We start from the raw sequence: 21501 nt of genomic DNA, 5'->3' as shown, positions 1-21501 counted from the left end.
CTCCGCCCATGCCGACCATCACTGGACCCCCACGCCGTCCTCCGGGTCGCTGCTCTATGCGGTCGAGGTTCCCTCGGTCGGCGGCGATACCACCTGGTACAACCTGGCCCGGGCCTACGACGAGCTCGACGCCGGGACACGACGCGAGATCGACGGACTTCAGCTGATCACCTACAACCCTTTCTTGCGCAAGCTCAAGCCGCTCGCATCGGGCTTTGCGCTGTATCGCACGCCGGACATCGAGCCGCTCTCCCCGTTCGAGGTGCATCCGCTGGTGCGCACGCATCCGGACAGCGGTCGACGCATCCTGCACCTGGGCGCACGCACCGAAGTCGAGATCGTCGGCGTCGAGCCGCAGTACGGCGCAGCGCTGATAGGCCGCCTGCGCGAGCATCTGCTGCAGCCGCGCCATGCCTATACGCATCGCTGGTCGGTCGGTGACATCGTGTACTGGGACAACCAGGCCACGCTGCACGCCCGCAATGCCTTCGACAACGGCGAACGCAGGTTGCTCAAGCGCATCAGCCTCTCCGGCAGCAGGCCTTTCTGACATCCCCCTCTGTATGACCCTGAACCTTCCCGCAGCACTCGACCATCCCTGGGGCGCACCGCCCACGCGCCGCTATGAAGCGCTCGCCGAACGCTTCCGCCCGGTCTTCGCGCGCATCCGCGCGGGTGCCGTCGAGCGCGACCTCGCACACCGGCTGCCACATGAGGAGATCGGCTGGCTCAGGGAAGCCGGCTTCACCCGTCTGCGCCTGCCGACCAAGCTCGGCGGGGCGGACGCCAGCCTGCCCGAGTTGTTCGCTCTCCTCATCGAACTCGGCGCGGCCGACACCAACGTCGTGAACGCACTGCGGGCGCACTTCGGCTTCAAGGAAGACGTGTTGCTCGCCGCAGACTCGCCCTGGCGCGCCCAGTGGCTCGACCGCCTGTCGACCGGCGACTTGCTCGGCTCCGGCTTCTCCGAAACGGGCGACGCGAAGGTCGGCGCCTTCTCGACCCGGCTGCGTCGGACCGGCGAGGGCTTGCGCCTGTCGGGTCGCAAGTTCTACACCACGGGTTCGCTGTTCGCCGACTGGATCAACGCAGTGGCCGACAACGACGAAGGCGAACCGGTGATGGTCGCGGTGCCGCGCACCGCCGCAGGCGTGCAGGTGCTGGATGACTGGGACGGCTTCGGCCAGGCGCTCACCGCCAGCGGCACGGCGCAGTTCGAGAACGTCGCCATCGATCCGCAGTGGGTCAATCCGAACCCCGTTCGATTTCCCTATGCCTCGGCCTACTACCAGATGGTGCACCTGGCCTCGCTGGCGGGCATCGGACGGGCGTTGGCGGAAGACCTGGCCGAGCGCGTGCGCCAGCGGGACCGCACCTACAGCCATGGCAATGCAGGCCGTGTCGCCGACGACCCGCAGATCCTGCAGGTGGTCGGCCGCGTGCGCGGTGCTGCCTACGGTGCGGGCGCCGTCGTGCTGCAGGCCGCGGCCGCGCTGCAGCGCGCGCACGACGCCCACTTCGACGCACAGGCCACCGAGCAGGGGCGCGCCGCCGCCGCGCTCGCCGCCCATGTCGAGGTGGACCAGGCGGTCTCGGTGGTCACCAGCCTGGTGCTGGATGCGAGCACGGTGCTGTTCGACGCGCTCGGCGCATCGGCCACGCTGCGCACGCACGGCCTGGACCGCTACTGGCGCAATGCGCGCACCATCTCCTCGCACAACCCGCGCATCTACCGCGAGCGCCAGGCGGGAGCCTTCGCCGTGAACGGTGCGCCGCCGCCGACCTTCTACCGCGTCGGCACCGCCTGACTGGGGACTTGCTGCCCCATCGTCCCCTCGATTCGCACCGCGTGGTGCGCACGGTGCTTCACCTCCCGGAGTTCCCCCATGCTGTCCTCGCCAAGCGCGCCATCCTCGCGCAGCTTCCCCCGCCTTGCGGCCTTCCTGCTTGCCCTGTTGCTGGCCGGCGCCACCCACGCCGCGGACCTGAGCGTCGGCTTCATGCCGGGGCCCTACCGCGACGCCTTTGCCAAAGGCATCGAGCCGGTACTCAAGAAGCAGGGCTACACCATCAAGTACGTCGAGTTCAGCCAGGGCGTGCAGCCGAATGACGCGGTCGAGCGTGGCCAGATCGACGCCAACATCTTCCAGCACACGCTCTACCTGAATGCCACCAACAAGCAGCAGGGCTTCGACCTCGTGCCGATCGTGCACGTACCGACACCCCCGATGGGCCTGTACTCCCAACGCCACAAGACGCTCGCCACGGTACCGGACGGCGCCACCGTGACTCTGCCGGCCGATCCGGTGAATGCAGCGCGCGCGCTGAACATCCTGGCAGCCATCGGCTGGATCGAGCTCAAGCCGGGCGTGAGTCCACTGAGCGTGTCGGAGCGCGACATCGTCGCCAATCGCAAGCAGCTTCGTCTGGTGCCGCTCGATGCCGCGCAGGCACCGCGCTCGCTGGCCGATGCCGATCTCGCCGCGGTGCAGGGCAATTTCGCCGTGGCGTCGGGGCTCAAGCTGACCGACGCGCTCAAGCAGGAGGACATGACGCTGCCCTACGTCAACGTGGTGGCTGTCAAGCGCGGCAACGAAAACGCGAAGTTCGCGAAGGACATCGCCCTCGCCTACCAGTCGGCCGAGTTTCAGCAAATCTTCAAGGCCAACCCGGCGTGGGCCGGCTACCGCCTGCCTGACTACTTCTCGAAGTAAGGCCATGCCCGACTTCCCCGCCGAATACAAGACCCGCAACGTGGGCCGCCGGTTCGTCAGCGACCTCGTGCCAGAACCCGGAACTTTCCAATGAGTGGATCCGCGATCGCGCGCGCGCCGCGCCGCCTGCACCTGAACGTCAACATCCTGCACTCGGGCTTTCTGCCTTCGGCCTGGCGCCCGGCGTGCAGCGACCCGCGCGCCTTCATCGACGTGCGGCACTACATCCGCGTCGCGCAGATCGCCGAGGCGGGCAAGCTGGATGCGGTGTTCCTCGCCGACAACGCAGCCATCGTCGACCAGATCCACTTCCGCCCGATCACCGCGCTGGAGCCGACCGTGCTGCTGGCGAGCGTGGCCGCCGCGACGCGCCACATCGGACTGATCGCAACCGCCTCCACCAGCTACAACGAGCCCTACAACATCGCCCGGCGCTTCGCCACGCTGGACCACGTGAGCGGAGGGCGTGCGGGCTGGAACGTCGTCACGACCGCCGACCTGCCCTCGGCGCGCAATTTCGGCCGCGACGCGGTGCCCGACCACGCGCAGCGCTACGCACGTGCGGCCGAGTTCACCTCCATCGTCAAGGCGCTCTGGAACAGCTGGGAGGACGATGCCTTCATCGGCGATCAGGCCGCAGGCCGCTTCATCGACGCCGCCAAGGTTCGGCCCATCGCGCATCAGGGCGAGTTCTTCTCGGTACATGGGCCACTGACCCTGCCGCGCACGCCGCAGGGCCATCCGGTGCTGGTGCAGGCCGGCGGCTCGGGCGACGGCCGAGCACTGGCGGCCCGCCACGCGGAGGCGGTGTTCTCGGCCTCCCAGTCCTTCGGGGAAGCGCTCGCCTACGCGCGCGACCTCAAGTCGCGTGCCCAAGCGCTGGGCCGCGGGCCCGAGGCACTGCGCGTGCTGCCGGGCCTGACCACCATCATCGGCGACACCGAAGCGGCCGCGCGCCGCCGGCGAGACGAACTGGTCGACCTGATCCCGTGGGACTACAGCCTCACGCGGCTGGCCGGCATCCTGGGCATTGCGCCCGACCGGCTCAAGCTCGACGAGCGGCTGCCCGAGAACCTGTCGCTGCCCGGCGGCGGCAATGGCAACCACACCTTCTTCAACGCCACGCTCGCGACCGCGCGGGGCCTCGACCTCACGGCGCGCGAACTGATCCGCGAACTCGCGGGCGGCGGCGGCCACCGCGTGATCGTCGGCACGCCGGAGCAGATCGCCGACGACATCGAGCATTGGTTCAGGGCCGGCGCCGCCGACGGCTTCAACCTGATGCCGGACGTGCTGCCGGACGGCCTGCAGGCCTTCGTCGACGGCGTCGTCCCGCTCCTTCAGCGGCGCGGCATCTTTCGCACCGAGTACGAAGGCCGTACGCTGCGGGAGCATTTCGGTTTGAAACGGCCGGCCCACCCGACGCACGCCAGTGCCGCGGCCCACCCTCCTAGCAAGTCCATGCGCACCGCATAAGGTTGCACGTTTTCCTTCGTTCCGGAATGGATCGTCGGCGGGCACAGTCGTGCTTTTTCCATACGACATGCTCACCATCATGCTTCCTATCCGCCGCCGCGCCGCGATGACCGCTGCGTTGTCTCTTGCCTCCCTGACTCTTTTCAACACCGGTGCACTGCACGCGCAGGACAAGAAAACCCTCAAGGTCGGCGTCTCCGTCGGCAGCGGCGAGCAGATCTGGGAAGTCGTCAAGAAGGCGGCGGCGCGCGACGGGCTGGCGGTCGAGGTCGTCGTCTTCAACGACTACCARYTGCCCAACGCCGCGCTGGCGGCCGGCGAYCTCGACGCCAACGCCTTCCAGCACCAGCCCTTCCTCGACAACCAGAACAAGTCGCGCGGCTTCGACATCGTGCCSGTCGGTCTCACGATCACGGCGCCGCTGGGCTTCTAYTCGCGCAAGATCAAGKCGATCGAYGSRYTGCCCGAYGGCGCMTCSGTCGGCATCCAGAACGAYCCWTCSAAYGGCAACCGCGCGCTSCTGMTGCTGCAGGARGCSAAGCTCATCACGCTCAAGCCCGACGCCGTGAAGAACAACAMCGCGACSCCGCTCGACGTGSTGTCGAAYCCCAAGAAGCTCAAGCTGGTGCCGCTCGACGCSGCGCAGYTGCCGCGCTCGCTSGACGACCTGACRATCGCCTCGATCAACAACGACTATGCSGAGAAGGCCGGGCTGACGCTSGCCAAGGACGCGGTGATCAAGGAGTCGCCSAAGGGSCCGTACGCCAACATCATCGCGGYGCGCCGCRCCGACAARGACAAGCCCTGGGCGCARCARCTCGTGAAGGCSTACCACTCGCCCGAGGTGAAGAGCTTCATCGAGACGAAGTTCAGCGGCGCCCTTGTCCCGGCGTTCTGAAAGATTCAGCTCGCCTGGCCGAAGCCATCGCGCCACATGTGCTGGGCCAGGCATCGGCATTCGATCTTCGGGCATTCGCACACCGACGGACTTGAAAGGACGATCAATGAGGACATCGAGCGCGGCGCCCCGATCGAGGGCGATCACATCCTCGGCGATTTCCTGCGCCGTGGACGCTGGTCAACCGCCGACACGGTTCTTCTGCCGCTGGCCCTCGAGCTGGCGCACGGCGCTCGGGCTACCGTTGCTGTCCCCACTTGCGGACCGTGAGTCGCTCGAGCGTCGCGAAGCCCAGGCTCTCGACCGCCAGGCCGATCAGCACCACCAGCGCGAGCCCTGCGAAGACGCGGTCGGTGTAGAGCTCGTTGCGATTCTGGAAGATGTACCAGCCGAGGCCGCCCTTGCCCGACGAGGCGCCGAACACGAGTTCGGCGGCGATCAGCGTGCGCCAGGCAAAGGCCCAGCCGATCTTCAGGCCCGAGAGGATCGCCGGCAGCGCGGCCGGCACCAGGATCTGCAACACGTAGCGCAGGCCCTTGAGTCCGTAGTTGCGGCCGGCCATGCGCAGCGTCTCGGGAACACCCTGGAAGCCCGCATAGGTGTTGAGGGCCAGCGGCCACAGCACCGAATGGATCAGCACGAAGACCAGGCTGCCACGCCCGAGGCCGAACCACAGCAGCGCCAGCGGCAGCAGCGCGATCGCGGGCAGCGGATTGAACATCGAGGTCAGCGTGCTCAGCAGGTCGCGGCCGATCTGCGTCGACACCGCGAGCGTGGTGAGGACAAAGGCCAACAGCACGCCGGCGACGTAGCCTTGCAGAAGCACGGCCAGCGAAATACCCACTTTCTCGATCAGTTCGCCGCTTGCAAGCCCCTCGACCAGCGCGCGTGCAGTCGCCGAGAAGGTTGGCAGCAGCAGATCGTTGTCCTGCCAGCGCGCAGCCACTTCCCAGATCACGGCGAGCACGATCAGGATCACGCTCTTGCGCAGCCAGCCCTGGGCCCAGAGGCGCGTGGCCAACGGCAGCGAGCGTTCGACCGGCAGCGCGGTGAAGGGCTCGAGCCGGCGCTCGTATTCGGGCCGCACCGGCGGATCGATGACATCGCTCATGCGGCCAATCCCTCTGCAATCGGCTCTTCGAACAGCAGCCGGTGAATGCGCTGCGCCGCGGTCTGAAACTCTGCGCCGCCCTGGCTCTCGAGCGTGAACCCGTGGCTGTTGATCTCGGCGCGCATGCGGCCCGGATGCGGCGACAGCAACGCGATCCGGTTTCCGACCACGAGCGCCTCTTCGATCGAATGCGTGACGAAGAGCAGCGTGAAGCGCACCTCGGCCCACAGCGCGAGGAGCTCTTCCTGCATCTTGCGGCGCGTGAGCGCGTCGAGCGCGGCAAAGGGCTCGTCCATGAGCAACACGCGTGGCTGCATCGCCAGCGCGCGGGCGATCGCCACGCGCTGCTTCATGCCGCCCGAGAGCTGGTGCGGATGGACGTCGGCGAAGGGCGCGAGGCCGACCTTGTCGAGGTAGTGCATCGCGCGCTCTGCGGCTTCCTTCCTGCCGAGCATGCGCGACGCCAGCAGCGGGAACATCACGTTCTGCTTGACCGTCTTCCATGGCGGGAGCTGGTCGAACTCCTGGAACACAACGATGCGGTCGGGCCCCGGCGCGGTGACTGAGCGGCCGGCGAGCCGGATCTCGCCCTCCACCGGCGCAATGAAGCCGCCGATCGCCTTGAGCAGGGTCGACTTGCCGCAACCCGAAGGGCCGAGCAGCACGAAGCGGTCGGCTTCGTGGAGGTCGAAGCTCACGCGGTGGGTGGCTCGCACCACTCGCTCGGGGGTACGGTATTCGAGGCTGACGCCGTCGACCTGCAGCAGCGCAGCGGGGTTCGGTGTCAGCGCCGGGATGCGCGGCAATCCGTCGCTGGAGATCGCTTGCCCCAGGTCGCGTTCCGCCACCGCGTCCACGCTGCGCCAGAAGGCCGACCCAGCGACGCGGGGTGCGTGAAGAACGGGCGAGGCCATCACGATCCCCGCTGCCAGCGGCGCTTCTCGGGCAAGCGCATGTCAATTGCCCCCCGCGATCTGGGCGTCGTCGAAGAAGTAGTCCTTCACCGAGGCCGGCTTGTTCTTGATGGCGCCCACGCGGTGCATGAACTCGGCCAGGGCATAGGTGTTCTGCGGCGTCGTCTTGAACTGGACCTGCGGGTTCTTGATGATCTTCAGCAGCAGTTCGCGATCGATCTTCGCGTTGCCGACCTTGATGTAGATGTCGGCGGCCTTTTCCGGGTTGGCGRTGACGAAGGCAGCGGCTTCGTTCAATGCATCGACAAATGCCTTGTAGGTCTTGGGGCTCTCGCTGCGGAACTTCTCGGTCGCGTAGAGGACGGTGGCCGAGGCTGGCCCGCCCAGGACCTGGTAGGAGTCGAGAACGATGTGCGCCTGCGGGTTGCCGGCCAGCTCCTGTTCCTGGAACGGCGGGTTGCCGAAGTGGGCGCTGATCTCGGTTCCGCCCTTGATGATGGCCGCCGCAGCGTCCGGATGTGGAAYGGCGACGCTGAGCTTGTCGAGCCGGGCATGGTCCTTGTCGCCCCATAACTTGGCCGAGGCGAACTGCAGCACGCGCGACTGAACCGAAACGCCGACGGCAGGAACCGCGATGCGATCCCTGTCCGTGAAATCGGCAATGGTCTTCACCGCGGGGTTGTTGCTCACGAGGTAGTACGGGAAGTTGCCGAGCGACGCTACGCCCTTGACGTTCTGCTTGCCCTTGGTGCGATCCCAGATCGTGAGCAGCGGGCCCACGCCGGCGCCGGCGATCTCGATGTTCCCGGAGAGCAGCGCATCGTTGACGGCGGAGCCGCCCGAGAGCTTGACCCATTCGACCTTGGCGTCGATGCCCTCCGCCTTGGCATGCTTCTCGATCAGCTTCTGCTCCTGCGCGACGTTGAGCAGCAGATAGACGATGCCGAACTGCTCGGCGATGCGGATCTGTCCCTCGGCGTGCGCGGCGAGGTTGCCGGCCAGCAAGCCCAGCCCGACGGCCAGTGACGCGGCCTTGCGTGCGATGTGATTCATGAATGCGATGTCCTTCGGGAGTTCAATGGGGCGCGTCGCCGACGATGGTGGTGCGGTAGAGCTTGCGGCGCAGGTGGTCGGGCGTGCCGGCCGCCAGGTGCATCAGCGAGCGGTTGTCCCAGAACACGAGGTCGTGCGGCTGCCAGCGGTGGCGGTAGACGAACTCCGGCTTGACGCTGTGTGCAAACAGCTCGGCCAGCAAAGCGTCGCTCTCGCCCTTCGGCAGGCCGACGATACCGGTCGTGAAATGCTCGCTGACGAACAGCGCCTTCTTTCCGGTTTCGGGATGCGTGCGCACCACGGGCTGCACGGCGGGCGCGACCTGGTCGACCTGCTGCTGCGAAAGCTTGGGCCGCCACGGGTTCTTCGCGCGCAGTTCTTCGTATTTGGCGAGGTAGCTGTGCTCGGCCTTCATGGGCAGAATGCGCTGCTGCAGCGCCGGGGCCAGCGCTTCCCAGGCCAGGTGCTGGTCGGCGAACAGCGTGTCGCCGCCTTCGGCCGGCAGTTCCCGGGCATGCAGCAGCGAGCCGAGACTGGGCTTCGGCTTGTACGAGATGTCCGAATGCCAGTACACGCCCGCGTCGCCGAGGCCGATCGGCCCGCCGTTCTCCTTGATGTTGGAGACGATCAGGATCTCGGGATGGTGGGGCAGCTGGAACTGGTGCAGCACGTGGATCTCGAGCGGCCCGAAGCGGCGGCTGAACGCGATGTGGTCGGCGGGCGACACCTGCTGGTCGCGGAACACCACGACGTGATGATCGAGATGCGCGCGATGGATGCGTGCGAAATCGGTGTCATTGATCGGCTTCGAGATGTCGAGGCCGACGATCTCGGCACCGAACGGGGCGTCGAAGGGCCGAATCTCGAAAGTCTGGGCGGGTGCGTGGGGCGACAGGACGTCCGGCATGAAAGGATCGGTTGTTGGTGAGAGCGACCCGCGACTGTAGGTGTCGCGTTTGCGATCAGGAACAACCCATTTTTCGCTTGCTTATGAACAAACTATCTGAGGCGCGATGCGCCTCGCCCCCACCGCTCAACCCGCCCGCCGCTGCCCCGCCAGCCTGCGCACCACGGCCACCAGTCGGTCGATCTCGTCGAAGGTGTTGTAGAAGGCCAGCGACGGCCGCACTGTGGTCTCGACGCCATTGCGGCGCAAGATCGGCTGCGCGCAGTGGTGTCCGGTGCGCACCGCGATCCCCTCGTCGTTGAGCGCCTGGCCCACCTCCTCGGTGCTGTAGCCGTCCAGCACGAAGGACATCACGCTGGCCTTGTCGGCCGCGGTGCCGATCAGGCGCACGCCCTTGATGGCACCCAGCTGCCGCATGCCGTAGACCAGCAGCTCGTGCTCGTAGCGCGCGATGTTCTCGATGCCGACCTTGTTCACGTAGTCGATCGCGGCGCCCAGACCCACCGCGTCCGCGATGTTTCCGGTGCCGGCCTCGAACTTGTTCGGGATCGGCTGGAAGACGGTCTTCTCGAAGGTCACGTCGGCGATCATGTTGCCGCCGCCCTGCCAGGGCGGCATGTCCTCGAGCACCACGCGCCGGCCCCAGACCACGCCGATGCCGGTCGGACCGAACACCTTGTGGCCGGAGAAGACGAAGAAGTCGGCGCCGATGTCCTGGACGTCGACCCGCATGTGCGAGACCGACTGCGCGCCATCGACCAGCGCCAGCGCGCCGGCGCGGTGTGCGAGCGCTACGATCTCCTTCACCGGCACCACCGTGCCGAGCGCGTTCGAGACCTGCGTGACGGCGACGATCCTKGTGCGGTCGTTGAGCAGCTTGCGGTACGCGTCGAGCAGCACCTGGCCCGAGTCGTCGACCGGGATCACGCGCAGCTTCGCGCCCTTGGCCGAAGCGAGCTGCTGCCAGGGCACGATGTTGGCGTGGTGCTCCAAGTGGCTCACGATGATCTCGTCGCCCTCGCCCACGTGCTGGCCGCCCCAGCTCTTGGCCACCAGGTTGATGGCCTCGGTGGTGCCGCGCACGAAGATCACCTCGTTGACGTCGGGCGCGTTGATGAACTTTCGCACCCGCTCGCGCGCACCCTCGTAGGCATCGGTCGCGCGCGCGGCGAGTTCGTGCGCGGCGCGATGGATGTTCGAGTTCTCGTGTTCATAGAAATACGCGATGCGGTCGATCACCGACTGCGGCTTGTGCGTGGTCGCGGCGTTGTCGAACCAGACCAGCGGCCGGCCGTTCACGCGCTCCTGCAAGACGGGGAAGTCGCGCCGCACGGCATGCACGTCGAAGGGCTGGCGCTGGCCGGCGGCGACCGTCGGCACGTCGCCGTGCGGCGACGGTTTGGCCGGCGTGACGTAGCCGCTCGGCAAGCGGACCGCGTCGACGAAGTAGTACTGCGGCCGCGTCGAGGCATCGGCAGCCGACCCGGGTTGCCCTGGCGGCTTCGCTGCCAGCAGGCCCTGGACATCGGCGCCATCGGGCTGCGCGAACGGATAGCCGGCCAGGTCGTCGTGCACGCGCGGTGCGCTGTCGGTGCCGCGGCCGCCCGCCGACGGCTGGCCGTGGCTGTCGCCAAGAAAGTAGAACGGCGAGGCGCCCACAGCCGGATGCGCGCCCGCCCGCGCGGGCGTTGCCGCCTGCGCCTCGGGCACGCCGAGCACCGCACCGCCGAGGCGCGGCTCGTAGGCCGGCAAGGCACCCAGCACGTTCTCGGGCACGCCGTTGCCCGCCAGCGCGTGCGGTTGCGCCGCCGGTGCGCGGTTGCCGAGCGCCAGCACTTGCGTCGGGGAAGCCGGAATCAGGTTGGTGCCCGGCACCTGCCCTTGCGGGATCGGCGTGCCCGGCACGCTGGCGCCGAAGCCGGCCGGGCTCACCAGCGGCGAACCCGGCGGCGCGAGCTGCGAAGGCGCCTGCACGCCGGGCGGTGCGGCCTGGCCCGGCAGCGCCGCGAACAGTTGGCTCGCCATGCGCGCGAGGATGGCCGGGTCGAACGGCGCCTCGGCTTGCTGCGGCACTTGGGGCAGGCCGTGTGGAGAAAGTGACGTGCTCACCTGGTGGCTTACTTGTAGGTGTCGGCGTAGTCGTGGTACTTGCCGATCTCGACGTCGTCGAGCACCGCCAGCGCGTCGGTGGTCAGCACCGCGACCGAGCAGTACAGCGAGATCAGGTACGACGCGATCGCATGGTCATTGATGCCCATGAAGCGCACCGACAGGCCCGGGCTCTGTTCGCCGGTCAAGCCCGGCTGGAACAAGCCGACCACGCCCTGGCGCTTGTCGCCCACGCGCAGCAGCAGGATCTTGCTCTTGCCGTCGGCCACCGGCACCTTGTTCGACGGGATCAGCGGAACGCCGCGCCAGGTGATGAACTGCGAGCCGAACAGGCTCACGGTCGGCGGCGGCGTGCCGCGTCGCGTGGCCTCGCGGCCGAAGGCGGCGATCGCCAGCGGATGGGTCAGAAAAAAGGCGGGCTCCTTCCAGACCTTGGTCAGCAGTTCGTCGAGGTCGTCCGGCGTCGGCGCGCCGGTCAGCGGGAAGATGCGCTGCTCGTCGGTGACCTGGGACAGCAAGCCGTAGTCCGGGTTGTTGATGAGCTCGCTCTCCTGGTTCTCCTTGATCGTCTCGATGGTCAGGCGCAGCTGCTCCTTGATCTGGTCGTGGGGGCTGCTGTAAAGGTCGGAGATGCGCGTGTGAACGTCGAGCACGGTGCTGACCGCATTGAGGTTGTATTCGCGCGGATGGTCTTCGTAGTCGACCCAGGTGCGCGGCAGCTGGTTCTCGCTTTCCTTGGCCGTGCAGACGACCTGGATCGACTCGGGGTTCTTGACCTTGTTCAGGCGGTAGATGCCGGCCTCGACCGGCACCCATTGCAGCAGGTGCGTGAGCCAGCGCGGACTGATCGTCTCGAGCTGGGGAACGCTCTTGGTGGCGTTGGCTAGCTGGCGGGCGGCGTTGTCGCCAAGGGCGGTGGTACCACCGACGGTTGCGGTCATGGGAAAGGACTCCGTGGTTCGAGAAAGGACGATTGCAGGAAAGTGTCTGGGGATTCGGGTTTTCCCTCAACGGGCTATAGCCGCCAAACTGATGAGCTGTCCGGCACGCTGTTCGCCGAGTTGCTCGCAGCGCGAGAGCAAGGCCGCCACGTCGAGCTGCAACGCCACGGCGATCTTCTCCGCGGTGACGATGGAGGCGATCACCCGCCCCCTCTCGATCTCGCCGACATAGGAGCGATCCAGCTCCGAACGCTCTGCCAGCTGCACCTGCGACCAGCCGTTCTGGACGCGCAGTTGGCGCACGGTCACCCCGAAGCGCTCCACCAGTGCGCTCACCGGACAGCCACCGCAAGTGCCTCGCCGCCCGACGCGGCGTTCTGCAGGCCGGCCTGGGTCACGCTGGCGCCGGGCGGCACGTCGTCGGTCAACCAGACGTTGCCGCCGATGACCGCACCGCGGCCGATCGTGACGCGCCCGAGGATCGTCGCGCCCGCATAGATCACGACCTCGTCCTCCACCACCGGATGCCGCGGCAGGCCCTTCTGTAGCAGGCCGTGGGCATCGACGGGAAAGCGCTTGGCCCCGAGCGTCACCGCCTGGTAGACCCGCACGCGCTGGCCGATCACCGCGGTCTCGCCGATCACGACACCCGTGCCGTGGTCGATGAAGAAGCCGCTGCCGATCTGCGCGCCCGGATGGATGTCGATGCCGGTCTGTCCGTGGGCCAGCTCGGCCACGATGCGCGCCAGCAGCGGCAACTGCAGCCGATAGAGCTGGTGCGCCAGCCGGTGGTAGATCATCGCCAGCACGCCCGGGTAGCACAGCAGCACCTCGTCGACGCTGTGCGCCGCCGGGTCGCCCTGGTAGGCCGCGGTCACATCGCTGTCGAGCAGCCGGCGAATCCCCGGCAGGGCCGAACCGAATCCGCGCACGGCCTCGCGCGCCTGGGCATCGATCTCGGCCGCCGCGCGCGGCGCACGGCGCCCCACGTACTGGAGTTCGAGCCGCGCCTGCTCCAGCAAGGCATGCAAGGCGGCATCGAGCGTGTGGGCCACGTAGAAGTCCTCGCCGTCGTGGCGCAGGTCCGAGGGGCCGAGTCGCATCGGAAAGAGCGCACCCTTGAGCTGCTCGATCACGACCGAGAGCGCATCGCGCGACGGGAACTCCCGACCGGCGGGCTCGCGCGATCGCTTCTGCGCATCGCGCCATTCGTCGCGCACGCTGCGCAGCGCCCCGACCACCTGGTCGATATCGAATCCCGACATTTCCTTCCTCCTCGATTCGGTCACGCGCCGGGCGCGTGCTCAGTCCTGGACCCAGGGCAGCTTGTGAAAGCGCCAGCCGTCCGCCGAGCCGCGGTGCTGGTCGCCATCGATCTCGCCCTCGAATCCCTCCAGCACGTTGAGCACATGGCTGAAGCCTGCCTTGGCCGCCGCCTCGGCGGCCAGCGCCGAGCGCTTGCCGCTGCGGCACAGCAGGAGCACCACGGCGTCCTTGCCGCCGTCCTTGGCCAGCTTTGCCTCGAGCTCGCGCACGAAGCGGGGGTTGCGCGTGAGCGCGGTGCCTGTGGCCCAGGGCACGTGCAGGCTGTGGGGCACGTGGCCCACGAACTTTCGCTCCTCGCCCGAACGCACGTCGACCAGCACCGCTTCGCGCTGCTGAACCAGCTGCCACGCGACCGGCGGCGCGACACCCCCGGCATAAGCCAGGTTCTGTTGCTCCGCTGCGGCCCGGGCTTGCTCCAGCGCGGCCGGCAGTGCGAGGGATTCGACGTCCGATGACATGAAAAAGTACTCCGTTGATTGAGTGGTTGCGGGTCTCGCCTTGATGGCGATAGACCACTCTAGGTCGGACCACGGTCAACACAAACGACCGAAAAGTCGATTCCTAACAACCATCTCATCTATCGCCTGCGGCCCGATGCAGTGCACCAGGATGGGCAGGCCGCGCAAGCCCGAGGTGTTCTCGCAGGGTTCGGCCTTGGTAGTCGGTGCGGAACAGTCCACGCCGCTGAAGTTCGGGAATCACCAGCTCGGCAAAATCCTTGAGTTCGTGCGGCAGCGTCGGCGCCAGCACGTTGAAGCCGTCGGCCGCACTCGTGGTGAACCAGTGCTCGAGCTGGTCGGCAATCGATTCGGCCGTGCCGACGAGGGTCCAGTGCCCGCGCGCGCCGGCGACCTTTTCATAGAGCTGGCGAATCGAAAGGTTGTCGCGCCTGGCCATCCCCTCGAACAGTTCCTGCCGGCTTTTCCATCCTTGCGTGACCGGCAGGTTCTTCGGGAAGGGCCCATCCATGTCGTAGCCCGACAAGTCGACATTGCCCAGGAAGGTCGACAGCAGGCCGACACCCAGAACGGGGTCGATCAAGCCTTGCAGCTGGTCGAACTTGTCCTGCGCCTCCTGCCGGCTGCGCCCGACAAAGGGCGAGATGCCGGGCAGGATCTTGAGTTGATCGGGCATGCGGCCATGTGCGGCCAGCCTGCCCTTGAGGCCGCTGTAGAACGCCCTCGCCTCGTCAGCGCTCTGCTGGGCGGTGAACACCACCTCGGCAGTCGCCGCAGCCAGTTCCTGTCCATCGCCGGAAGACCCGGCCTGTACCAGCACCGGATAGCCCTGGGGCGAACGCGGCGTCTGCAGGGCGCCGTGCACCTTGTAATGCTCGCCCTCGTGCGCCACGCGGTGCAGCCTGGCCGGGTCGAAGAAGCGGTTGGCCGCCTTGTCGTGGACGAACGCATCATCCTCCCAGCTGTCCCACAAGCCCTTGACGACCTTCACGTACTCGTGGGCACGGGCGTAGCGGTGCGCATGGCCGAGTTGCTGGTCGAGACCGAAGCTGCGGGCCTCGAAGTCGCTGCCGGAGGTCACGAGGTTCCAGCCGCTGCGGCCGTGGCTGACCTGGTCGAGCGCCGCGTACTTGCGCGCCAGATGGTAGGGCGGCAGGTAGGTCGACGAGACCGTGGCCACCAGGCCGATGTGGGTGGTGGCCTGCGAAAGCGCTGCCAGCGTGACGAGCGGATCGAGCGGATACCAGAGCGCATTCTTCGCCACCACGCCATCGGGCGGACCCGGCATGCCGACGTTGTCGGCGAAGAAGATGGCATCGAACTTGGCATGCTCCGCGATGCGCGTCCATTCCTTCAGCGACTCGATGCGGCTGGCCGCTGCGGGATCGACGTCCGGGTGGCGCCAGGCCGCCAGGTGATGGCCGACGCCGAAGAAGAAGGCACCGAGGTGCATTTGCCTGCGAGGAGTGTTCATGCGCCGTGCGTCGATTCGGCAGGCCAGAACACCAGCGCCCGGAGTTCGATGCTGCGACGCGGCGGCGCATCGGGCGGTGTGTCCGGATGAACGAACGCACTGTGCGCCGTCAGGCGCGCCGTGCCGTCCTCGCGCGAGTCGTAGATCTTCAGGAGCAGAGGCTCGTCGCTGCGCAGCCGTGGGAACCAGTACCAGCGGTGATCGGGATTGTGCAGAAACGAATAGGTCTCGCCCACCTTGTCGGCGTAGACCAGATCGCTGGGCACCAGATCCCCGGGCGCAATGGAGCGCGCATCGCAGAGCGCCAGCGGCAGTTGCTCCACCGTCGCCAGCGGCCGCCACAGATTGATGATGGCAAAGCGATGCTTCAAACGTTCGGCCGCCTCGTCGGCGGGCAGGTGGTCGCGCACCCGGCGCGGGCCCGAAACGAAGGTCTGGTCGTTGTGCACCCGCCGCACGGGTTCGCGCAGCGTCTTCGTGGCGCGCGATCCGTTCGCGCTGTCGCGCAAGGTATGGTCGAACACCACGACCTTCTCGGCACCGGTCGCGGCGCGCAGCAACGCGGCCGATTCGGGGTAGTAGACCGTGCGGATGGCCGCATCGTCGCTGAAGTCCGTCAACGCGCTGCGGTGCGCGACCTGCGAGAAGCCACTGCGGTCGAGCGAAAGCTCGCCCAGCGCGGCCAGCGAGCGCCCATCGTGGATCGTGACCCACTCCGGCGCCAGCTCGCCGGTGTTCCAGGGAACGCCGGCAGGCGGCTCGAAGGTGTAGCTGACTGGACGAACGCCCCGGGGTGCCAGGTAGTTGAGCTCGGCCTTCACGGCCGAGGCGTTCGCGACGCCCGGCCACGCATTCAGTACGGCACTCATGGGTTCACCTTAGAAGGGGTCCTTGAACGGGCGCAGGTCGGGGCGTGCTGGTCGTCACGCAGACCCAGTGGCGAGTCCGCTCGCACCACGATCGCCTGCGCGGTCGGCGACGGTGGCCGGCCGTACGCCGCCGCGGCTGCGCGGACGCGCCGCATGATCCGAACCGGGACATAGCCGTGCGGTGCACGACGGGCCACTTCGCGCGGCGAGACTGGCGCGATCTGCCAGACCGAAGCCGTTCGCGCGATCACGCGGCGGGCATGCTCGGCGGGCGTCAATTCAGCATTGCGTGTCATGAGGAGCCAGTCGACCCGGAGGAAATGTGATGTCGGTCATGGGTGATGGAATGAGATGGTGCTTCGGACTCAATTGCATATCGCCAGAACAGCCGACCTCGCCGCAAGTTCAGGCCGATGCGGGCAGGCCCGCCGGTGTGATGGCCTTCGAGCGGCGTGCGTCGACGCTCCACGGGCCAGCGCCCGCAGCCGCGAGGTACAGGAACACAAAGGAAAACAACACGGCCGCTTCGCCCTGGTTCAGGGACGGGGCCAGCACGTAGCCCTTGGTGGCGTGGCCCAGAAAATAGGCGAAGGCCAGCAGCCCGGAGAGGATGAACGCCGTCGGACGCGTGAAGAGTCCGATCAGCAGCAGCGCACCTCCGACCAGCTCGAGAACGCCAGCGACGCCGAGGAGGGACACGATCTGGAGATTGTCGAAATAGGCCACGTGAGGAAAGCCCAGCAGCTTGGCCGACCCATGCTGGATCAACAGGAAGGCCGAGACGATGCGCAGCACGGACAGGGCGCGTGGCGCCAGGAGTTCAGGATTGCGAAGCGACATGATGAGCCAATCGATGGTGAAGGTGGGAAGCCCAGGGTGACGAGTTGCGGGGCTTCGACCTGGCGGATTCTGCGGACACGCGACACGCCTGCAAACGAAGGAATACGAGTTTGCAGATGCGTTTTCCGTTGACCCTCCGGGCGCAGGCATCAGAAAGCCGGGRCACAAGCATCGAAGCAATCGGTCTTCGGCGGCGTCGCCCACGATCGCCTACAAAGGCGATCCGATCCGAGCCGAGGGCTTCCGCCGTTGGCCAGCGGCTCAACTGACACGACCTGRCCACCGACCACCCGAGACAACCACCCCGTCAGGCCAGTGCGAGCGTCGGCACCGTCAGTGCACGCTGCCCGCGTTGCCGCAACACAGGCACCGCGCGCTCGACCGCCAGCGCGATCCGGGCGCGCAGCGCGTCACTGTTTACGCGGTAGTTCGCGAACTCCTTGTCGGTCGCATAGACGCCGATGGGCAGCGTGTGGGACTGGAAGAAGCTGAACAACGGCCGAAGTTGGTGATCGATCGCCAGCGCATGCCGGTCACTGCCTCCCGTCGCGGCGAGCAGCACAGGCACGTCAACGAGAGAGTCCTGGTGCACGAAGTCGAACAGGTGCTTGAAAAGACCGGTGTACGAGCCCCGATAGATCGGGCTTGCGACCAACAGCAGGTCTGCCGTTTCGATGTCGCGCAGGATCGATTCGACCTCGGACGGAAGGTGGTTGCGTTGGAGCACGTTACCGAACTTCGGGACGATCTCTCCGAGTTCGATGAGCCGCGTTTCGACGGGCAATGCGTCAGTCAATCCCTCGAGCAGTTGTTCAACCAGCACGAGGGTGCGGGACGGGCGTTGCAGGCCGCCGGAGACGGCGACGATCTTGAGTCTTTTGGCCATGTTGAGCGTTGTGTGAAGTGTTTTGCCTGTTGACCGTGAGCACGGGACAACGAGCGGGCCTCATGTGCGACGGCAACGGTGACGTCGACGAGGCTGCCGCGCGCGGCGAAAAATTGCAGGACACATGACTGTGCAGCCGCCGAGTGCCCTCCGGTGCAGGCGACCTAGAACCATTTCGGCTATCGATATGCGAATTTCGGAGTCAATCGATGCGCAAGGCGAAGCCCGACCAAGGGGTCGGGCCCACCAACCATGTCGCGCAGGCTCGGTTGGAAGTGATGCTGACCTGCGCTGCGCTGGTACGCGGCCTATCCGCTGAGCCTGCGGCACACGAGGAGATGATGGCCGGGGCGGCATGCCCCTTCGTCGCGCGCCACAGCGTTGCTGCGACAGAACCCTCTTCGCATTGAAGGCCCGCCGCACTCAGGAACGACTCAAAATGAGACGGCGATCCAATGTCGGACGTTTTCTTCTCGGAGAGGTTCCATGCTGCATCCGAGTGGTTCACCCGCCACTCGACCTCGTCGAACAGGATGAGCGTTCAGCGCTGCGAGGCCTCACTGAACGACCGGCCCCCTTCCGGGCCGTCCGGGGATAAGCGAAAGAATTCGATCCGAGATACCGCCATCCACTGTCAGGCTCTGCCCGGTCACATATGCCGCGCCCGCGCTGGCGAACCATGCAACGACCGCACCTATCTCCTGCGCCGTACCAATGCGCCCCATCGGCACCAACGACAGGCGTTGATCGAGTATCGCGTCGTCCTGATAGACCGCCTCTGTCAGAGGCGTACGAATCATGCCCGGACACACGGTGTTGACGCGGATCCGGTCGACCGCCCACTCCTGTGCAAGTTGGCGGCATAACATGATGAGTGCAGCCTTTGATGCCGAGTACGCGCCGTAGCCGGGATGGGGCAATAAGCCCGACATCGAGGCCACCGCGATGATGCTTCCCCCCGTGCGCATCAGTTGTGGTCGTGCGGCTTGCGATAGCAGGAAGCACGATCTGGCGTTGAGATTGAAGGTCTTGTCCCACTGGGCCAACGGCAGGTCGGCCAGTTTCCCGGGTCCGGAGGCGCCAGCATTGCATATCAGTGTCGTCAAGTCACCGCCTTTATTCGACGCCTGCGCGATCAGCGCCGAACACTGCGCGGCATCCGTGATGTCCCCCGTGACGCCGCTTGCAGTCGCACCCGCGGCGCGAAGCTCCTCGAGCAGGCCATCGATCTTTTCGCCTCCTTGCGAGGCGGCAGCGCTGATGTGTATCGGCGCGCCGTCCTCGCGCGCTTGCTTGATCAGCGCAAAGCAGATTCCACGACCTATGCCGCCGGTGGCGCCAGTGACAAGGGCATGAACGGGAGGCAGATGGAATGTTTCGGTTTTCATGAGGCCTATTGGAAGTAGTGCCGGATAGTCGACGCGATTCCGCCAGAAAGGCTTGTGCGCTGGCGGGGAGGCAACAAGGCGTCCAATCCTTCCTCCGCAATGCCTGAAGCAATGGTGAGTGGCGGACCTTCTGCGTTGAGTCGGGCCCCCGGAACTTGGCGCCGAATCTCAGCAATGAACTCTTCCACGGTCGCCGATTCCCCAACCAGGTTGCATACATTGGCGCCCTGGGTCGGCGTCAGCAACGCTTGTTCAAATGCATGCGCTGCGTCCTCGACGAAGATCAGGCCCGATGCGCCGGTGTAGCCGATCGTGAAAGCCTCACCGCGTGCCGCGGCGCGGCACGCCAGGCTGGGACCGGCGCTCACGCCGGTCTCACGCCCCGGTCCGTAGACGACGAATGGCCGCAGGCCGACGCTCGCCACGCGATGCTCATGCCAGTAGGCACGCGCAGATCCTTCGACCGCCAGCTTGAAGGCACCGTAGTGCGTCGCGGGCATCGGACGCTGCGCATCGTCCGGACCATAGACGCCAGCGGAACTCGCGTAGACGAGCTGGCCGATGYCCTGGGCACGCACTGCGTCGAACACGTTGAGCGAACCGATCAGATTKATCTCGGCGCCAAGCACCGGGTTTGCACTGCAGTCCGGTGTCAGCACACCGGCCAGATGAACGACACCGTCGCAGCCTGCCATGGCCTGGCGTACGTCGTCGGCCCGGCGGATGTCACCCACTCGCCAGTCGAGTTCCCGGGCCAGGGAGTCGCCAGCGATGGCGGCCACTGTGCTGCGCCTCTCCTGGACGTCGAAAACGCGCGCCTGAATGCCACGCATGCTCAGGCGACGCACGATCCAGGCGCCAAGAAAGCCGCTGCCGCCCGTGACCAGCACTCTCTTCAACTGTGTTCCTCCGGCAGTCGGAGCCGTCATCCTTGGGCCATCTTGCACAGCGGCGACGCTGGCGGTGTCAGCGAGGCGGGGTAGATGTGCTCGATCACCGGAGCGATCGCGCCGTCGACCGGCTTGGCACGCGCGACGTAGTTGGGCARCAAGAGCTGGTTGTCGGCAGCGCGCATTGTGACCTTGCCGTAGATCGTCTCGATCTCCGCGCCGCGGAGTGCCTTGCTGACCTCCGCAGGCTTGACGCTTCCGGACTTCCTCACGCCCTCGAACATGACCTGCATGCCGTTGTAGGCCTGACCTTCGTTGTCGGTGGGGACACGGTTGAACTTGGCCTTCCAAGCCGCGACGAACGCCTTGCTGTTCGGGTTGTCGAGCGTCGCTGTGTAGGCGGTGTTGCCGGGAGTTCCTTCGAGCGCCTTTCCGGTCGCATTGATCATGAAGTTCTGAATCAATGCATGGCCGATCAGCTTGGTCTTCGGGATCAGGCCGAACTCCTCCGCCTGCTTGACGAAGGCGATCGCGTCACGGCCGGTCTCTGCAACCCAGATCGCCTCGACGTTGGCGTCCTTCAGTTGTGCGATGTAGGGCGAAAAGTCCTTGGTCCCCAGCGGCACGTAGAGGCTCAGCTTGACGCTCTTGCCCGCGGCTTCGGCCGCCTTCTTGAAGGATTCACCCGAATCGCGGCCCCACACGTAGTCGGCGGCGAGTACTGCAAAGCTTTTCTCAGGAAGCCCCTTGGCCCACTCGTTGATCATCGCGATGTCCATCGCGTCTGAATGGTTGGTGCGAAAGCTGCGCGGCTTGCAGGTGTCGCCCGTGAGCTTGTCGGACTTGCTGGCCACCACGAAATAGGCTGCATCCCAGCGGTCCAGATTCTGGGCGATCGCCAGCGAGATCGACGACGGGATTGCGCCGATCAGCAGGTTGTTGCCATCGCGCGCAAGCTTTTCGGCCACCCGCCGTCCGGCATCGGGCGTGCCTTCGTCATCGCCCTCCTGCACCTCGACCTTCCGGCCGTCGACGCCGCCTTTGCTGTTGGCTTCCTCGATGGCGAACTTGACTGCGCGCATCACCTCCTCGCCCTGCTGGGCGAACACGCCCGACTTGGACGATACGAGGCCGACCTTGACGGGCTCTTTGCCCTGTGCGAGCGCCGCCAGCGGGAGTGCCGCGCCGAGCGCAAGGACGGATGCAGCGCAGAGCTGCAAGAGGGGTTTCTTTGTGGGCATGTGTGT

21 protein-coding genes are annotated in these 21501 nt (G+C 66.7%); 5 read left to right on the top strand and 16 right to left on the bottom strand.

Going from position 1 to position 21501, the window contains the following annotated elements:
• The 5 genes from AC1D2K_RS00420 to AC1D2K_RS00400 form a co-directional block, all read left to right on the top strand.
• Positions 1 to 550: TauD/TfdA dioxygenase family protein (locus AC1D2K_RS00420; protein ID WP_478085398.1), on the top strand; the 550-nt coding region annotated here is incomplete at its 5' end.
• A gap of 13 nt (positions 551 to 563) precedes the next feature.
• Positions 564 to 1808, top strand: coding sequence for an acyl-CoA dehydrogenase family protein (locus tag AC1D2K_RS00415; protein WP_478085397.1), 1245 nt, complete (start codon positions 564 to 566; stop codon positions 1806 to 1808).
• A gap of 78 nt (positions 1809 to 1886) precedes the next feature.
• Positions 1887 to 2714 (top strand): MetQ/NlpA family ABC transporter substrate-binding protein, encoded by an 828-nt coding sequence (locus AC1D2K_RS00410; protein WP_478085395.1) that lies wholly within the window; start codon positions 1887 to 1889, stop codon positions 2712 to 2714.
• A gap of 90 nt (positions 2715 to 2804) precedes the next feature.
• Positions 2805 to 4190: an LLM class flavin-dependent oxidoreductase gene (locus AC1D2K_RS00405; protein ID WP_478085393.1), complete on the top strand. Its 1386-nt coding sequence runs from the start codon at positions 2805 to 2807 to the stop codon at positions 4188 to 4190.
• Positions 4191 to 4269: 79 nt separating this feature from the next.
• Positions 4270 to 5088 carry a MetQ/NlpA family ABC transporter substrate-binding protein gene (locus AC1D2K_RS00400; protein WP_478085391.1) on the top strand — a complete coding sequence of 273 codons (819 nt, stop codon included), beginning with the start codon at positions 4270 to 4272 and terminating at the stop codon, positions 5086 to 5088.
• Between the two features lie 238 nt (positions 5089 to 5326).
• Here the strand turns inward: AC1D2K_RS00400 and AC1D2K_RS00395 are convergent, their stop codons facing one another.
• The 16 genes from AC1D2K_RS00395 to AC1D2K_RS00320 all read right to left on the bottom strand — a co-directional run bounded on the left by AC1D2K_RS00395 (position 5327) and on the right by AC1D2K_RS00320 (position 21495).
• A complete protein-coding gene (locus AC1D2K_RS00395) occupies positions 5327 to 6199 on the bottom strand; it encodes an ABC transporter permease (RefSeq protein ID WP_478085389.1) in 873 nt (290 codons plus the stop codon).
• Positions 6196 to 7113: an ABC transporter ATP-binding protein gene (locus AC1D2K_RS00390; protein WP_478085387.1), complete on the bottom strand. Its 918-nt coding sequence runs from the start codon at positions 7111 to 7113 to the stop codon at positions 6196 to 6198. Before AC1D2K_RS00390 ends, AC1D2K_RS00395 begins: the two co-directional genes overlap by 4 nt.
• 42 nt (positions 7114 to 7155) lie before the next feature.
• A complete protein-coding gene (locus tag AC1D2K_RS00385; RefSeq protein ID WP_478085385.1) occupies positions 7156 to 8166 on the bottom strand; it encodes an ABC transporter substrate-binding protein in 1011 nt (336 codons plus the stop codon).
• A 22-nt stretch (positions 8167 to 8188) separates the two neighbouring features.
• Positions 8189 to 9073 (bottom strand): TauD/TfdA dioxygenase family protein, encoded by an 885-nt coding sequence (locus tag AC1D2K_RS00380; RefSeq protein ID WP_478085383.1) that lies wholly within the window; start codon positions 9071 to 9073, stop codon positions 8189 to 8191.
• Positions 9074 to 9199: 126 nt separating this feature from the next.
• Positions 9200 to 11098 (bottom strand): family 2A encapsulin nanocompartment cargo protein cysteine desulfurase, encoded by a 1899-nt coding sequence (locus AC1D2K_RS00375; RefSeq protein ID WP_478085406.1) that lies wholly within the window; start codon positions 11096 to 11098, stop codon positions 9200 to 9202.
• Positions 11099 to 11190: 92 nt separating this feature from the next.
• Positions 11191 to 12123 carry a family 2A encapsulin nanocompartment shell protein gene (locus tag AC1D2K_RS00370; protein WP_478085381.1) on the bottom strand — a complete coding sequence of 311 codons (933 nt, stop codon included), beginning with the start codon at positions 12121 to 12123 and terminating at the stop codon, positions 11191 to 11193.
• Positions 12124 to 12189: 66 nt separating this feature from the next.
• Positions 12190 to 12459 (bottom strand): helix-turn-helix domain-containing protein, encoded by a 270-nt coding sequence (locus AC1D2K_RS00365; protein ID WP_478085380.1) that lies wholly within the window; start codon positions 12457 to 12459, stop codon positions 12190 to 12192.
• A complete protein-coding gene (epsC, locus tag AC1D2K_RS00360) occupies positions 12456 to 13388 on the bottom strand; it encodes a serine O-acetyltransferase EpsC (protein ID WP_478085379.1) in 933 nt (310 codons plus the stop codon). Before epsC ends, AC1D2K_RS00365 begins: the two co-directional genes overlap by 4 nt.
• A 39-nt stretch (positions 13389 to 13427) precedes the next feature.
• The gene (locus tag AC1D2K_RS00355; RefSeq protein ID WP_478085377.1) at positions 13428 to 13907 is read right to left on the bottom strand and encodes a rhodanese-like domain-containing protein; all 480 of its coding nucleotides are present in this window, start codon (positions 13905 to 13907) and stop codon (positions 13428 to 13430) included.
• 115 nt (positions 13908 to 14022) lie between these two features.
• Positions 14023 to 15381 (bottom strand): LLM class flavin-dependent oxidoreductase, encoded by a 1359-nt coding sequence (locus AC1D2K_RS00350; protein ID WP_478085375.1) that lies wholly within the window; start codon positions 15379 to 15381, stop codon positions 14023 to 14025.
• Positions 15378 to 16250 carry a CmcJ/NvfI family oxidoreductase gene (locus AC1D2K_RS00345; RefSeq protein ID WP_478085373.1) on the bottom strand — a complete coding sequence of 291 codons (873 nt, stop codon included), beginning with the start codon at positions 16248 to 16250 and terminating at the stop codon, positions 15378 to 15380. Before AC1D2K_RS00345 ends, AC1D2K_RS00350 begins: the two co-directional genes overlap by 4 nt.
• Before the next feature lie 405 nt (positions 16251 to 16655).
• Positions 16656 to 17090, bottom strand: coding sequence for a DoxX family protein (locus AC1D2K_RS00340; protein ID WP_478085371.1), 435 nt, complete (start codon positions 17088 to 17090; stop codon positions 16656 to 16658).
• A 307-nt stretch (positions 17091 to 17397) separates the two neighbouring features.
• Positions 17398 to 17976 carry an FMN reductase gene (gene msuE / locus AC1D2K_RS00335; RefSeq protein ID WP_478085369.1) on the bottom strand — a complete coding sequence of 193 codons (579 nt, stop codon included), beginning with the start codon at positions 17974 to 17976 and terminating at the stop codon, positions 17398 to 17400.
• A gap of 557 nt (positions 17977 to 18533) precedes the next feature.
• Complete coding sequence (locus AC1D2K_RS00330; RefSeq protein WP_478085367.1) at positions 18534 to 19364, bottom strand: SDR family NAD(P)-dependent oxidoreductase; 831 nt, start codon at positions 19362 to 19364, stop codon at positions 18534 to 18536.
• 5 nt (positions 19365 to 19369) lie between these two features.
• A complete protein-coding gene (locus AC1D2K_RS00325) occupies positions 19370 to 20293 on the bottom strand; it encodes an NAD-dependent epimerase/dehydratase family protein (protein WP_478085365.1) in 924 nt (307 codons plus the stop codon).
• A complete protein-coding gene (locus AC1D2K_RS00320) occupies positions 20290 to 21495 on the bottom strand; it encodes an ABC transporter substrate-binding protein (RefSeq protein WP_478085363.1) in 1206 nt (401 codons plus the stop codon). Before AC1D2K_RS00320 ends, AC1D2K_RS00325 begins: the two co-directional genes overlap by 4 nt.
• Between the last annotated feature and the right edge of the window lie 6 nt (positions 21496 to 21501).

This window comes from Variovorax sp. P1_H12_2, from assembly GCF_056405335.1.
Note: the sequence above shows the minus strand (reverse complement) of the source record. Positions and strands in the feature narration are given on the sequence as shown.

Bases quoted from the DNA above. Each gene is read 5' to 3' on its own strand.
- AC1D2K_RS00380 (WP_478085383.1), bottom strand. From the start codon at position 9,073: ATGCCGGACGTCCTGTCGCCCCACGCACCCGCCCAGACTTTCGAGATT.
- AC1D2K_RS00340 (WP_478085371.1), bottom strand. From the start codon at position 17,090: ATGTCGCTTCGCAATCCTGAACTCCTGGCGCCACGCGCCCTGTCCGTG.
- AC1D2K_RS00390 (WP_478085387.1), bottom strand. From the start codon at position 7,113: ATGGCCTCGCCCGTTCTTCACGCACCCCGCGTCGCTGGGTCGGCCTTC.
- AC1D2K_RS00355 (WP_478085377.1), bottom strand. From the start codon at position 13,907: ATGTCATCGGACGTCGAATCCCTCGCACTGCCGGCCGCGCTGGAGCAA.
- AC1D2K_RS00350 (WP_478085375.1), bottom strand. From the start codon at position 15,381: ATGAACACTCCTCGCAGGCAAATGCACCTCGGTGCCTTCTTCTTCGGC.
- AC1D2K_RS00405 (WP_478085393.1), top strand. From the start codon at position 2,805: ATGAGTGGATCCGCGATCGCGCGCGCGCCGCGCCGCCTGCACCTGAAC.
- epsC (WP_478085379.1), bottom strand. From the start codon at position 13,388: ATGTCGGGATTCGATATCGACCAGGTGGTCGGGGCGCTGCGCAGCGTG.
- AC1D2K_RS00330 (WP_478085367.1), bottom strand. From the start codon at position 19,364: ATGAAAACCGAAACATTCCATCTGCCTCCCGTTCATGCCCTTGTCACT.
- msuE (WP_478085369.1), bottom strand. From the start codon at position 17,976: ATGGCCAAAAGACTCAAGATCGTCGCCGTCTCCGGCGGCCTGCAACGC.
- AC1D2K_RS00345 (WP_478085373.1), bottom strand. From the start codon at position 16,250: ATGAGTGCCGTACTGAATGCGTGGCCGGGCGTCGCGAACGCCTCGGCC.
- AC1D2K_RS00415 (WP_478085397.1), top strand. From the start codon at position 564: ATGACCCTGAACCTTCCCGCAGCACTCGACCATCCCTGGGGCGCACCG.
- AC1D2K_RS00370 (WP_478085381.1), bottom strand. From the start codon at position 12,123: ATGACCGCAACCGTCGGTGGTACCACCGCCCTTGGCGACAACGCCGCC.
- AC1D2K_RS00395 (WP_478085389.1), bottom strand. From the start codon at position 6,199: ATGAGCGATGTCATCGATCCGCCGGTGCGGCCCGAATACGAGCGCCGG.
- AC1D2K_RS00410 (WP_478085395.1), top strand. From the start codon at position 1,887: ATGCTGTCCTCGCCAAGCGCGCCATCCTCGCGCAGCTTCCCCCGCCTT.